General features: G+C 44.1%; 10 protein-coding genes. 7 read left to right on the top strand and 3 right to left on the bottom strand.

Features of this window, described 5'->3' with window-relative positions; genetic code table 11:
- Positions 1 to 273 precede the first annotated feature (273 nt).
- From NSQ38_RS19725 to NSQ38_RS19695, 7 genes are all read left to right on the top strand, one after another.
- Complete coding sequence (locus tag NSQ38_RS19725; RefSeq protein WP_339783707.1) at positions 274 to 1,986, top strand: histidine kinase; 1,713 nt, start codon at positions 274 to 276, stop codon at positions 1,984 to 1,986.
- Positions 1,983 to 3,389: a response regulator gene (locus NSQ38_RS19720; protein WP_339783705.1), complete on the top strand. Its 1,407-nt coding sequence runs from the start codon at positions 1,983 to 1,985 to the stop codon at positions 3,387 to 3,389. Before NSQ38_RS19725 ends, NSQ38_RS19720 begins: the two co-directional genes overlap by 4 nt.
- 250 nt (positions 3,390 to 3,639) lie before the next feature.
- Complete coding sequence (locus NSQ38_RS19715) at positions 3,640 to 5,376, top strand: sugar ABC transporter substrate-binding protein (RefSeq protein ID WP_339783703.1); 1,737 nt, start codon at positions 3,640 to 3,642, stop codon at positions 5,374 to 5,376.
- Between the two features lie 61 nt (positions 5,377 to 5,437).
- Complete coding sequence (locus tag NSQ38_RS19710) at positions 5,438 to 6,352, top strand: ABC transporter permease subunit (protein ID WP_339783701.1); 915 nt, start codon at positions 5,438 to 5,440, stop codon at positions 6,350 to 6,352.
- 13 nt (positions 6,353 to 6,365) lie between these two features.
- Complete coding sequence (locus NSQ38_RS19705) at positions 6,366 to 7,259, top strand: carbohydrate ABC transporter permease (RefSeq protein WP_339783699.1); 894 nt, start codon at positions 6,366 to 6,368, stop codon at positions 7,257 to 7,259.
- 21 nt (positions 7,260 to 7,280) lie between these two features.
- On the top strand, positions 7,281 to 8,909 hold the full coding sequence (locus tag NSQ38_RS19700; protein ID WP_339783698.1) for an alpha-glucosidase: 1,629 nt from the start codon (positions 7,281 to 7,283) through the stop codon (positions 8,907 to 8,909).
- A gap of 59 nt (positions 8,910 to 8,968) precedes the next feature.
- Entirely contained in the window at positions 8,969 to 10,636 is a 1,668-nt protein-coding gene (locus NSQ38_RS19695; protein ID WP_339783696.1) for an alpha-glucosidase, read from the top strand.
- A gap of 97 nt (positions 10,637 to 10,733) precedes the next feature.
- Here the strand turns inward: NSQ38_RS19695 and NSQ38_RS19690 are convergent, their stop codons facing one another.
- The 3 genes from NSQ38_RS19690 to NSQ38_RS19680 form a co-directional block, all read right to left on the bottom strand.
- Positions 10,734 to 11,015, bottom strand: a complete 282-nt coding sequence (locus NSQ38_RS19690; RefSeq protein ID WP_036615433.1) for a GNAT family N-acetyltransferase — start codon at positions 11,013 to 11,015, stop codon at positions 10,734 to 10,736.
- Positions 11,008 to 11,259, bottom strand: coding sequence for a (4Fe-4S)-binding protein (locus NSQ38_RS19685; protein WP_339783694.1), 252 nt, complete (start codon positions 11,257 to 11,259; stop codon positions 11,008 to 11,010). The genes NSQ38_RS19690 and NSQ38_RS19685 overlap by 8 nt, the downstream gene beginning before the upstream one ends.
- A 175-nt stretch (positions 11,260 to 11,434) precedes the next feature.
- A complete protein-coding gene (locus NSQ38_RS19680) occupies positions 11,435 to 13,189 on the bottom strand; it encodes a methyl-accepting chemotaxis protein (protein ID WP_339783692.1) in 1,755 nt (584 codons plus the stop codon).
- Positions 13,190 to 13,390: the final 201 nt, after the last annotated feature.

The raw sequence follows: 13,390 nt of genomic DNA, 5'->3' as shown, positions 1-13,390 counted from the left end.
GAGCATTCCAATAACAAGAAGTGATTACAACTGAAGTAAGGTACGCATATAAAAGTGCTATTCCTCATCATTTTGAGAAGTAGCACTTTTTATATACGCACAATATGAAAGCGTTTGACTTATTTGAATATCAATCTATAATGATGAAAGGAAATTGGACTTGGACGAGGCCTGTGGAGAAATCGATAACCGGCATAGCTGTATGTATATTCACAGCAAGCTTCCATACGCAGGAGGCTTGCTGTTTCATTTTCAGGAGGAGAATAGGTCCCCATGACACTCAAAAAAAGAATCTTTTTATTGTTCTTTCTCAGTGCGTTTATCCCCTTTATCAGCATATTTGCGATTTCTTATTATACGATTGACTCCATTTTCGCAAATAAGATCGATGATGGCATTCGCAGCAATTTACAGCAGGTGACATCTTCATTGGAGAATTCAATCACCAATCTGAATCACGTTACACAGCAATTATCTTACGGTGGCACTGTAGGCAAAAGGTTGGATGAATTTTTGAATCCGTCCTCCGATATCTTCGAATTAATCGAGGCCAGGGACGAATTAAAGAGCGAGTTAAGTGTGGTCACGTTTACCAATCCGAATATCGGATTGACCTTATATTATTTCCAGAAAGAAGGCACTACGCAGTTCGGCAACTTTCCGATTAAGGATCATTTTTCTCCTGAATCTTTGCCAGTGCTCTTCCAAACTTATGGCATTAAGTATTATGGTCCCCATATCAGCATGAACCGGTTTGATGACCAACTCGTTCTGTCTGCCATGCGAAAAGTACAACTGCCCAAAAGGGACGACGTGTACATATACGTAGAATCCGGATTTCGCCTTACACAGGATATCTTGGGTTACAATCAATACAACGGAGCATTATCTCATCTCATTCTGGATGGTACAGGAAACATTGTGTACAGTGAAATACCGGAGGCCATGAAGGTCGGGGAGAATTTCTCCAGCTTAACGGTCGATCCTGCCAAGGACGGAATATCCCGTGGGTATCACTGGTTCAAGGAGGATTCCTCACAGAAATGGAGCGTTGTATCTGTCATTTCGCAGGCTCAATATCAACAGGAGAAAAACCAGTGGTTGCTTCAAATATTGCTGGTCGCTTTATTTTTCCTCGGCTTTACCGTGTTTCTTGCTTGGCTTCTGTGGAAGATGGTCTACAAACCTCTCGGTCTGTTCCATTCGGAAATCAACGGGATGTCCAAAAATCCACAAATGACAGGGAGCCGAGCTCGCACTCAAATTCCAGAATTTGATTTTCTGCTCAGTGAATTTTCCAATATGCAACATCAAATTGGTGACCTCTTCAGGGAAGTGCAGCAGAAAGAGAAGATACGTGCAGACCTGGAAGTGGAAAAGCTGCTCTATCAGATCAACCCACACTTTCTGATGAATACGCTGGATACGGTGCACTGGCTGGCCGTCATGAACGGACAAGGGGAGATCGACAAGCTGGTACAGTCCTTGAACAAGCTGCTCTATTACAATCTGGGCAAATTAGGGCAAGTATCTACCATGGAAGAAGAGATTGATGCGTTAAGACAGTATCTGATTTTGCAGCAAATTCGCTACGACTTTGAATTTGACGTCCGCATTACTGCAGATGAGCAAGTGCTTCAAATTCCTGTGCCCCGCTTTATTCTGCAACCGCTGGTTGAAAATTCGCTATATCATGGATTGAGTGACGAAGGTTTTATTCAGATTGAAGTGACATGCACTGCAACGTTGAACATTATGATCCAAGATAATGGAGCAGGTATGACCGAGGAAACCATTCATAATCTGCTGAACAATCGTGTAGCTGAGCATCAAAAAGTAGGAATGGGTATCGGACTCAATTACGTTCACCGCATGTTAAAGGCGCAGTACGGGGATCAAGCACAACTGGTGATCGAGAGTGAATTGGGAACAGGGACAAGCATACTGCTTGTATTGCCTATTAAAGGAGAAGATATCTCGTCATGATTAAGGTATTGATTGTAGATGATGATAAGCTGGTACGCAAAGGCATTAGCTCTGCGATGCCATGGAACGAGTTCAATATGGAGGTTGTAGGAGAGGCCAGCAACGGGGCGAAAGCACTGGATTTCCTGAAAACCCAACCGGTCGATCTGATGCTGACGGATCTTGCAATGCCCGTCATGTCAGGGATTGAACTGATGCGAGCTGCGAGGCAGCTCTATGCAGAACTTCATATCGTTGTGTTAACACTGCATCAGGATTTCGATTATATCCAGGAAGCGCTAAGACTCGGAGCCATCGATTATATAGCCAAAGTCCAGCTGGAGAAAGAGCAATTTGAACATGTTCTGCAACGGATACATACCCGAATTAACGGGTTGACAAGCACGATAAGAAAGATACCTTCGCAGAATGAAGTCAATGTCCATTATCAAAATGTGTATGCCCTTGTGTCACAGGATCGCAAATCAGAGCATAAGTGGCCAATGGAGCTAACTGCGCATGAAGATGAGATACGGTGGGAGGTTGAGCGTAATAGCTGCATGTGGGCTGCTCACCCGTCGGAGGAGGATCAACTATTCCATCAATTGAAGGAGTTCCTGCACCAAGTTCCCCATAGTACGTTGTTGGTTTTGTCTGATGTGCAAGAGCGAACGTGGTCGCAAATCAAAAACTGGATTAGGAATTATACAGAGACGTCTTTATTCTATGTGTACAACTCCAATAACCAAGTTATTGCCGTTTCGATGAATGAGGAAGACACATGTTTAAAAGAACCGCAGGATGAGGACCTTGACCGGATTAAGCAAAGTTGGTTCCAGACACCATGGACCCACCACGACAGTTACTATAACCAACTCATTGACCAGTTTATATCCTTACGATTACATAAAGTTCAGTTGATGGGATTGCTGTACTCGATCGTGATGGAATGGAACCACCTTTTTGCTCAAACTACGCTTGGAAAAATCTCGATGATCCATTCTTTCGAGTCTTGGTACGAGGTTGAAGAATGGATCAAACAGACTGCTGCAAGCATTCGAAAGGCTGATGAACAGACTTCATATTCACAGGAAATCATCGATGCCGTGAAAAAATCAGTGATGATCGTGCAGCATGATTTGGAGCAGGCCTATACAGCTTCAGGTCTCTCCCAACAACTCAACATCAGCCGAAGTTATTTCAGTCAATGTTTCAAAGATCTGATGGGGAAAACCTTTAATGAGTACTCCCGGTTCATCCGGGTAGAGAAATCCAAAGAGTACTTGCTCAATACAAACAACACAATTTTCTGGATTGCGGAGCGAGTGGGTTATACGGATGAAAAATATTTCAGCCGGATTTTCCGCGAACTGACAGGTCTTCTGCCAAGCGAATATCGGCAGCTAGGTAGAGGAAATAAATAGCCGACAGCTTCCTGTTTTAGGAGCTGCCGGCTTTTGTTTTTGATGAAGAGCAGGGGGAGTTAGACAAATGTAGATCAATAGGTAGGGTAAATGCTCACAAGTTAACCATACTTCATCATACAGACTGAAAACTGTACACATTTCTCTATCCAAACGGACGTGTAATCCCTATCCCGATAGGGCTTCACTTCATTTTATAATGAAAGCGCAAACAAATATTGAACATCAGAATAAAGGGGAATCGAACTAGATGAGAACAAAATGGTCTATGAAAAGCAACCGGTTGACGAAGCGTCTCGCCGTGCTGTCCATGTCTGCCTTGATGGTTGCAACCCTCGCGGCATGTGGAGACTCTTCCACTCCTCCTACTGCAGAGGAAGCAGGCAAATATGAGGTAACACCGGGAGATCCGTTCAGTGCTTATAAAGACGAAATTACAGTAACCATGGGACGGGTAACCACAGCCAACCCAAAACTGCCGGCTGGTGATACCTATGAGAACAACGCATATACTCGGCTGGTCAAAGACACATTTAACGCTCAGATTACAGATCAATTTGAAGCCAATGGCGAAGATTATAGCCGTCAAGTTTCGCTCGCTATCGCATCCGGGGAATTGCCTGATATGATGCGCGTTGATTCCAAAGATGAACTGAAAGAACTTGTGGATAATGACCTGATTGAGGATCTGACGGCCATTTATGATCAATATGCCACGGATAACATCAAGCAGATGTACGATTCCTATGATGGACGTGCATTAGAAAATGCAACGATTGATGGACGTTTGATGGGACTTCCGGCGACTTCTCTGGATTCCGCACCAACGATGGTTTGGGTCCGTCAAGATTGGCTGGATCTGCTGGGGATTCAACTTGATGCAGATGGTGACGGCGCCATTTCACTGGATGAAGTGGAGAAGACCACACAGGAATTCCTGAAAAGAGATCCTGGCCAATCCGGGAACCCGGTAGGTATTCCATTTGTGAACACGATGAATACAACAGATTATAATGGCTCTGCTTATACGATGCTGGGTGTGGCCTCAACCGAGGGAGCCTTCCCGCAATATTGGATGAATGGTGAAGACGGCAAAATCGTATACGGTTCCACAACAGAAGAAACAAAGCAGATGCTGGGCATCATGGCCGATTGGTTCAAGAATGGTATCATTGACCCGCAATTTGGAACCCGCACGTTTGACGATATTACCGCACTCTACGCCAATGGCCAAAGCGGCATCGCCTTTGGACCGTGGCATATCCCTGACTGGGGACTGATCAGTGCAAAACAGATGGATAAAAATGCGAAATTCTCGGCTTATACACTGGAGGATGCAAACGGCAAGGTCAACGTAGCGCATGCCAATCCATCCAATCAGTTTATCGTGGTAAGAAAGGGATATGAACACCCTGAACTGGCCGTTAAGATTCTTAACCTGTTCTACGATAAACTGGCCAATGATAAAGATGCCGCAACAACCATGCCGGAAGCTGCCAAATATCAGGAGACCGGGGTAGACGGATCCACGAGACCTTTTAATATCGAAGTTAACTCGGCTACATCGCTGCTGGATGATTACTCTGACGTTGTTCGCGGGATTAAAGGGGAGATCGGCCTCGACGAGGTTCGCACAACCGAATCGAAAAACAACATCGGAAGCATTAAAACCTATTTGAGCGACATGGATACGGATGATGTGACTGCTTGGTCAAAATATCATTCACGGATCAACGGAGTGGGACTGATCGACAAACTGACACAGGAAAACAAATTTGTATGGATGACACCTGCCTACTCTGGTACTACACCAAGCATGAAACAGACGTGGGCCAATCTGACGAAGTTGGAGCAGGAATCGTTTATCAAAATCATAACGGGTTCAGAACCGCTTGATTACTTCGATACATTCGTCAGTAACTGGAAGAAACAAGGCGGTGATCAAGTCATTCAGGAAATTCAAGACGAGATCGCATCGAAACAATAATATCCATGCACAGTAGCAGGGCTGCGATACGCAGCCTTTCTTCAACGAAAGGGGTTCATCCATGAAACAGCGGAATTTGAAAGCGAGAGGGCGGCTCGGCCCAGGTGCCATGTACCATATGATGATGCTGCCGGGCATTTTGTTTTTGCTTGTATTCAGCTATATCCCAATGGTTGGTGTTATCACAGCTTTTCAGGACTATGTACCGGCGAAGGGCATGTTTGGCTCTGAATTTGTAGGGCTGAAACATTTCATTTATATGTTCAAGCTGCCGGATATCGCGCAGGTCGTCAGCAATACGCTGGTGATTGCGATTGGCAAGATTTTGCTTGGAACGATGATGGCCATCATTTTTTCCGTTTTATTAAATGAAATTCGTATCAAATACGTTAAAAAGTCCGTGCAGACGATTGTTTATCTGCCGCACTTTCTATCCTGGGTTGTACTCGCATCCGTCGTTGTCAACATGTTCAGTTTGGACGGCATTGTGAACCAAATGTTGGCGTTCTTTGGCCTGGAAAACATTAATTTCCTTGGCAGCAACACCTGGTTCCAGCCACTAATTATTGGAACAGACGTGTGGAAGGAGTTTGGTTACAGTTCCATCGTCTATTTGGCTGCCATTACCTCAATTGATCCCGGTCTATACGAAGCGGCAGGAATGGATGGAGCCAGTTGGTGGAGAAAAGTATGGCATATTACCTTACCAGGTATGCTCCCTATTATTCTGCTCATGGGTGTAATGAGCCTGACCAACATTTTGAGCGCTGGTTTCGATCAAATCTATAACTTGTATAACCCGGTTGTCTATGAGTCGGGCGATATTCTGGATACATACGTCTATCGGATCGGTCTCGTTGGGCGACAGTATAGCTTCGGTACGGCTGTTGGTTTGTTCAAGTCCGTAATCGGCATTGTTTTGCTTATGTCTGCCAACCAGTTGGCCAAAAAATATACGGATCGAAAAATATTCTAAGGAGGCCAAACCTGTGTCCTATTCTGCAAACTTCAAAGAACGAATTGGCCGGTTTGTCATCTATGCCACCGTCATTATGCTGGCATTGGTCTGCCTTCTTCCGTTATGGAATATCGTTGCCATATCATTCAGCAGCAGTGAGGCGGTATCCGCAAATGCAGTAGGTCTCGTTCCGGTCAATTTTACAACAGCAGCGTATACCAAAATTATCGATGATGCACAGTTCTGGCGTTCATTTGGCATCTCCATTTTACGTGTCGCGCTTACCCTTACGCTTAATATGATTCTGATTATTTTGATGGCTTATCCTTTATCCAAATCAAAGAGGGATTTTAAAGGCAGAAACGTTTATATGAATATCATGATTTTTGCCATGTTGTTCAGTGGAGGCATGATTCCGAGTTACTTGCTGATCAAAAACCTGGATATGCTAAATACGATATGGGCACTGGTTCTGCCAGGCGCTGTCCCGATATTCAGTGTCATCCTCGTGATGAATTTCTTCTCCGCTGTACCTAAAGCGCTTGAAGAGGCAGCTTTCATCGATGGAGCGAATCCCATTCAGGTTTTGTTCAAAGTGTATGTTCCCGTGTCCATTCCTGCACTGGCGACAGTTGCCTTATTCAGTATCGTGGGTACATGGAATGACTTCTTCAGCGGTTTGATCTATATGACCAAAGTCAGCAATTATCCGCTAATGACCTATATTCAGTCCCTTAACGTGAATATTGCCGATTTGCTTCAAGCTGGCACCAATTCCAGTGAACTCAGCAACCTGACTGAAATTTCGAACAAAAACCTGAATGCAGCCAAAATCGTAGTTGCTGTTATCCCGCTATTGCTGATTTATCCGCTGCTGCAAAAATACTTTGTGACTGGCATTGTTGTAGGATCGGTCAAAGAATAACATTAGAAAGGTTGAATGAACATGGAAAATAAAAAATGGTGGAAAGAAACCGTTGTATATCAAATATATCCACGCAGCTTTCAAGATCATAACGGAGATGGCATCGGCGACTTGAAGGGCATTGTATCCCGATTGGATTATTTGCAGGAACTCGGCATTGGTGCGATCTGGTTATCACCTGTTTGCAAGTCCCCTCAGGATGATTACGGTTATGATATTTCAGATTATCAGGATATCGATCCGATGTTTGGGTCTTTGGAAGATATGGAAACGTTAATTCTTGAAGCAAAGAAACGAGATATTCGGATCATCATGGATCTGGTGTTGAACCATACATCGGATGAACACCCCTGGTTTCAAGAAGCCAAAAAAGGCAAAGACAATCCGTACCATGACTACTACGTCTGGAGAGATGGTGTTGAAGGAACACCTCCGAACGACTTGGGGTCCACCTTCGGTGGTTCAGCCTGGGAATGGGTGCCTGAGATCGGGCAATATTATTTACATCTATTTTCCGTCAAACAGCCAGATCTCAACTGGGAAAACCCGAAAGTCCGGCAGGAGATATACAACATGATCAATTGGTGGATCGACAAGGGTGTTGGTGGTTTCCGACTTGACGTTATCGACTTAATTGGCAAAGAACCGGATGCAAAGATTACGGGCAACGGGCCAAATCTGCATAAATATATCAGGGAACTAAGCAAGGAGACGTTCCAAAACGCGGAAGACCTGCTGACCGTAGGAGAGACGTGGGGCGCCACTCCGGAGATCGCCAAACTGTACAGCAACCCGGACAGCAGCGAGTTTTCTATGGTATTCCAATTTGAACACATCAGCCTGGATGAACAAGAAGGCAAAGGAAAGTGGGCTCTTAAACCTTTGGATGTACTGGAATTGAAAAAAGTGCTGTCCAAATGGCAGACGGAGCTGGAAGGCGAAGCCTGGAACAGTTTGTTCTGGAACAACCACGATTTGCCCCGAATTGTCTCACGTTGGGGGAACGATGGAGAATTAAGGATCGAATCGGCTAAAATGTTGGCTACCCTTCTTCATGGCATGCAAGGCACGCCTTATATTTATCAGGGTGAAGAATTGGGTATGACAAATGTTCAATATTCGATCGAGGATTATCGGGATATTGAATTGCTCAACTTTTATAAGGAAAGAATGGGGAAGGGTTGTCCTGAACAAAGCGTGATGGAGTCGATCTACGCCAAGGGCCGAGATAACGCACGAACACCTATGCAATGGGATACTTCCGATAACGCAGGTTTTACACAAGGGGAACCTTGGATTAAGGTGAATCCGAATTATAAGCATATCCATGCCGAGGAAAGTTTGAATAATCCCGAATCCATATTTCATTATTACCGGAAGTTGATTCAACTTAGAAAAGATCATGAAGTCATTGTATATGGTGATTATGAGCTGATCTTTCCAGAGAACCCAGACGTGTTTGCATATACCCGCACGTTGAATGGTGCTACGATTCTTGTGGTATGCAATTTCCAGGGATATACGACCGAACTGCCGCTTCAGGAGCAATTAACAGAGTCCAATCAGCTATTGATATTCAATTATACAAGTGAACTCTCGGACAGCAAATTACGTCCATATGAAGCAAGAATGTACCTTATTCATAATTAAAGCATACTACGTAATATGTTATATCATGTTCAGTTCTCAAGAAAGAAGGATTATATTCAATGAAAAGAGTATGGTGGAAAGAAGCAGTAGCCTATCAAATCTATCCGAGAAGTTTCATGGATTCCAACGGTGATGGGGTTGGTGACATCAAGGGGATCATCTCAAAACTGGATTATATTCAAGATCTCGGGATTGATCTGATATGGATCTGCCCAATGTATAAGTCGCCCAACGATGATAATGGTTATGACATCAGTGATTACTGTTCCATTATGGATGAATTCGGCACGATGGCGGACTTTGATCAATTACTGCATGAAGTGCATCACCGCGGCATGAAACTTATTATGGACTTGGTGATCAATCATACAAGTGACGAACACCCGTGGTTTATTGAATCCAGAGCTTCGCTGGATAACCCCAAACGGGATTGGTACATCTGGAGAGATGGGAAGAATGGAGACGAACCGAATAACTGGGAGAGCATCTTTGGCGGTTCTGCTTGGGAATATGATGAAGTCTCCGGACAGTACTATCTCCATCTGTTCTCCAAGAAACAACCAGACTTGAATTGGGCAAATAAAGAGGTTCGGAATTCCATATATGAAATGATGAATTGGTGGCTGGATAAAGGGATTGATGGTTTCCGTGTGGATGCAATCAGCCATATTCACAAAGAAGAGGGTCTCTTGGACATGCCAATCAGAGAAGGCGTCAAATACGTCTCTTCTTTTGAAAAGCATATGAATGTGAAGGGAATCCAGAGTTATCTGCAAGAAATGAAAGAGAACACATTATCCAGATATGACGTCGTGACTGTTGGGGAAGCGAATGGAGTTAAGGTAGAGGACCAAGAAGATCTGCTGGATTGGATCTGTGAAGTCAGAGGGAAATTTAATATGGTCTTCCAATTCGAACACCTGGACCTTTGGAAAAACAGCACGGAAAGGCAACTGGATATTCCCAAATTGAAAAACGTCTTGACCAAGTGGCAAAAATCGCTGGAAGGCGTCGGTTGGAATGCTTTGTTTATTGAAAATCACGATCAGCCTCGTAAAGTTTCAACTTGGGGAAATGATACAGAGTATTGGTATGAAAGTGCCACAGCACTTGGAGCCATGTACTTTTTCATGCAAGGAACGCCATTCATATATCAAGGGCAAGAGATAGGTATGACAAACGTGGCTTACCCTTCCATAGAAGATTATAACGACATAGCCGATCGGAATTTATATCAGATCAAACGCGAAGAGGGGATGTCGCATGAGGAGATCATGAACATCATCTGGGCTTCAAGTCGTGATAACTCTAGAACGCCGATGCAGTGGTCTTCGGCCAAAGAGGCCGGGTTCAGCACCGGTACGCCATGGTTAAAGGTGAATGACAATTACGTCAAAATTAATGTAGAGAAACAACTCCAGGCACCAGGTTCCATTCTGCACTTTTATAAACAAATGATTCAGCTGCGAAAAAAACACGATACGTTAACTTATGGAATCTATGAGCTTCTTATGCCGGATCATCCGAGTGTATATGCATATACACGTACACTGGCAGATCAAAAGGTGCTGGTCGTAATCAATCTTTCTGAACACATCGTGGAGCTTGACGAAGATGAGCTTGGCCTCAACTTCTCAGAGATCTGGCTTACCAACTATGAGAATGGCATGCTGCCCCTGGTGTTGCGACCGTTTGAAACCATTGTTGGATTAAGCGATAAAGTATAAGGTGGATACGTAAAAAGGCGTCTATATCATGGTCTGAATGATATAGACGCCTTTTATTGTTGTGTAACCACATGAAAATTAGCTGCGAATATTCGTTTTATTGATGGAGAACATCCGCGTATTCGGAGATACGTTCGAAACGTCCCTTGGCAAACGGGCATAAAGGTAAAATCTTAATACCGTTTTCCCGCGCGTATTCCACCATAGCTTTGATAAGTTCATCGCCAAGCCCTTGTCCTCGGTATGCATTTTCAACCAATGTGTGATCAATTATGTATAACTCTGGACTCGAGATTACATAGGTCATCACCGCAGCAATATCACCGTTATCTTGAATAAGAAATCTCTTATTGGCAGGTTCATGTTCTACGTTATGCATGTTCATCCTCTTTCTTTGTTGAATATTCACCGTCCAGAAGCTTATAGGTCAATGCTCCGCTTGGACATGTGTCAATATGCCGGGCAATGGCCTCCGAAGTGTCACCATCAGGATCAACCCAGGGACGCTTGCTCAAATCAAACACAGCAGGGAGGCCCTTTACGCAAATACCGGAATGAATGCAGACATCCGAATTAGACATGACCTCGATATCTTTACCGTAGTATAACTTTTGTTTACTCATAATTCCTCACATCTTTCACTGTTGAGTTTGTTTACGATCCATATTCCAGGCTTTCATGGCAAGTAGTACCTGGCTCTCAATGTCCCAATAATAAATGAGGAATCGTTAATAAGTCAACGCGCTAATCATATTCAATTTGTGGAATCTGAGACAACACGTTAATGAGATTGAGAACTTATTTTGTGACTTCGATCTGAAATTGATCGGAATATGATTTCAGGTTGCCAGCAAGGCCAGCGAGCTGCCCGGAGATGTTAGACAGTTCACTCGCCGATCGCTGCTGTTCCTCAGCACTGGCCGTGACTTCTTCAGCCATGGCTGAAGTTTCCTCGGTTGCAGAAGCGATATAGCTCAGGTGCTGTTCCACTTCCTGTCGAATGGAGTGCATATCCATCGTCCGGTTTGCCAAACGCTGAGCAAGCTCGTGCACTTCAGTCGATAATTGACTAACCTGTCTGAATGCCTGAAGGCAATCAGCGATCTGTTCTTCCTGTTCCTTGACCGCCACCATGTTCGCTTCAAAATGACTGCCCATCCGGTGGATTTCTTGAACAAATGAACTCAGGATCACATCAATCTCCTGGATCGAATGTTCGGACTGCTGAGCAAGCTGTCCCATTTCACCAGCAACGACAGCAAAACCTTTACCTGCCTCGCCAGCACGGGCTGCCTCAATTGAAGCATTCAGCGATAAAATCTGGGTTTGTTTCAGGATATTGTGGATTTGTCCACTAATAGAGGAAGCGAGTTCCGATTGCGTTGTTAGAGACCTGGAAATTTCCTGCTGATGCTCAACCCGCTTGGCATTCTCCCGGCCTTTTTCAAGCAGAACCTCATGTTCACGTGTAACTTGTACTTGTACGGCAGACAGTTGCTCTGAAGTATGGGTAAACTGTTGCACATAAGAACCGACTTCATCCATAATTTTGCCGAGATTCTCCGAATGCTGGACGGAATGTTCGGTTTCTTCTGCCTGTTTCATGGAGCCTATGGCAATTTCCTCAATAGCTCTGGAAAGTTCTTCGCTCTGACGCTGGTTCGTCTGAGCGGTTTCCGAAATATCTTTTGATGACTGCTGCAACGTATTTGATCCTTGCTGTATTCCCATCAGAATGTTCGTCAATTGGGCAACCATGATGTTAATCAAATCACTGATGTCACCGAGTTGATCATTGGTCATATGTGTGGATACGACTTTAAGATTCCCATCAGCAACCTGCTCGAGGCTTGACTTAATATCGCGAACTTGTCTAAGAATACCTCGTACTACGAATAACATCATGACCAAAGAAAGAATCAGTACAACCACAAAAATCGGGATAATAGTCTGATAAGCATTATTCACGGATGTCGTGGAGACTTGATTCACTGCTCCAGCAGAAATATCAATGCCCAGATAACCAATAATCGTACCTTGCGAATCCTTGATTGGTGTAAAGGAGGACAGCAGCTGGCCCCAGGTTGGATCGTCTACAATACCTGTTGTGATGACTTCTCCGCGTAATAAGCGTTCCTGAATCTGGGGGTTGAATTCCATGGAAGTCCCGTAAGGGCTATATTCAGTATCGTCCCAATCCGCTCCATCCACAGTGTAGCTCCACCCGTCTGAAGTTTTGTTATACATATAAACATACAAGGCACCCGATTGAAGCCTAACTTTAACGAGTTCGTCTCTAAGACGTTTATATTCGCTGCTCTCCTCCGAAGCAGTAGAGGACAATGTCTTGATTAATTCAGATTCCTGGCCTAGTTGAGAGGCAGTATTCACGGCCAGCTGCTGATTGTTATGCTGCATGGTCATCAGTGACGCATTTTTACTGGAATCTATCGTGGTCCACATGATTAGACCGCCCATGGTCAGTAGTGGAACCAGAATGATCAAATACAGTTTGAACCTTAAATCCATCTTTTTTTTGCGAGTCTGTCTCACGTTCTGTTCCCCCTTGGATGTAATCAAAAAATATGGTTATTTGTATAACCCCATACTATTTATCGTAATATTGAAGGGGGAAATGAAGACTAACACTAAATTTGTATATACATATGGGTTTAAAGGCACTTTCTACATCACATTTGTTTGATTTCATTTCAGAGGATTAGCCTACGTTCAAGTTACTTTTTCTTCCAGGTT

The organism is Paenibacillus sp. FSL R7-0313 (assembly GCF_037969885.1).
In the GTDB taxonomy this organism is placed as follows: domain Bacteria; phylum Bacillota; class Bacilli; order Paenibacillales; family Paenibacillaceae; genus Paenibacillus.
The sequence above is the reverse complement of the archived record's forward strand: the minus strand, read 5'-3'. Positions and strand labels throughout refer to the sequence as shown.

Excerpts from the sequence above, each read along its gene's own strand:
- NSQ38_RS19690 (WP_036615433.1), bottom strand. The coding sequence starts at position 11,015 with ATGCATAACGTAGAACATGAACCTGCCAATAAGAGATTTCTTATTCAA.
- NSQ38_RS19715 (WP_339783703.1), top strand. The coding sequence starts at position 3,640 with ATGAGAACAAAATGGTCTATGAAAAGCAACCGGTTGACGAAGCGTCTC.
- NSQ38_RS19725 (WP_339783707.1), top strand. The coding sequence starts at position 274 with ATGACACTCAAAAAAAGAATCTTTTTATTGTTCTTTCTCAGTGCGTTT.
- NSQ38_RS19685 (WP_339783694.1), bottom strand. The coding sequence starts at position 11,259 with ATGAGTAAACAAAAGTTATACTACGGTAAAGATATCGAGGTCATGTCT.
- NSQ38_RS19700 (WP_339783698.1), top strand. The coding sequence starts at position 7,281 with ATGGAAAATAAAAAATGGTGGAAAGAAACCGTTGTATATCAAATATAT.
- NSQ38_RS19695 (WP_339783696.1), top strand. The coding sequence starts at position 8,969 with ATGAAAAGAGTATGGTGGAAAGAAGCAGTAGCCTATCAAATCTATCCG.
- NSQ38_RS19710 (WP_339783701.1), top strand. The coding sequence starts at position 5,438 with ATGAAACAGCGGAATTTGAAAGCGAGAGGGCGGCTCGGCCCAGGTGCC.
- NSQ38_RS19720 (WP_339783705.1), top strand. The coding sequence starts at position 1,983 with ATGATTAAGGTATTGATTGTAGATGATGATAAGCTGGTACGCAAAGGC.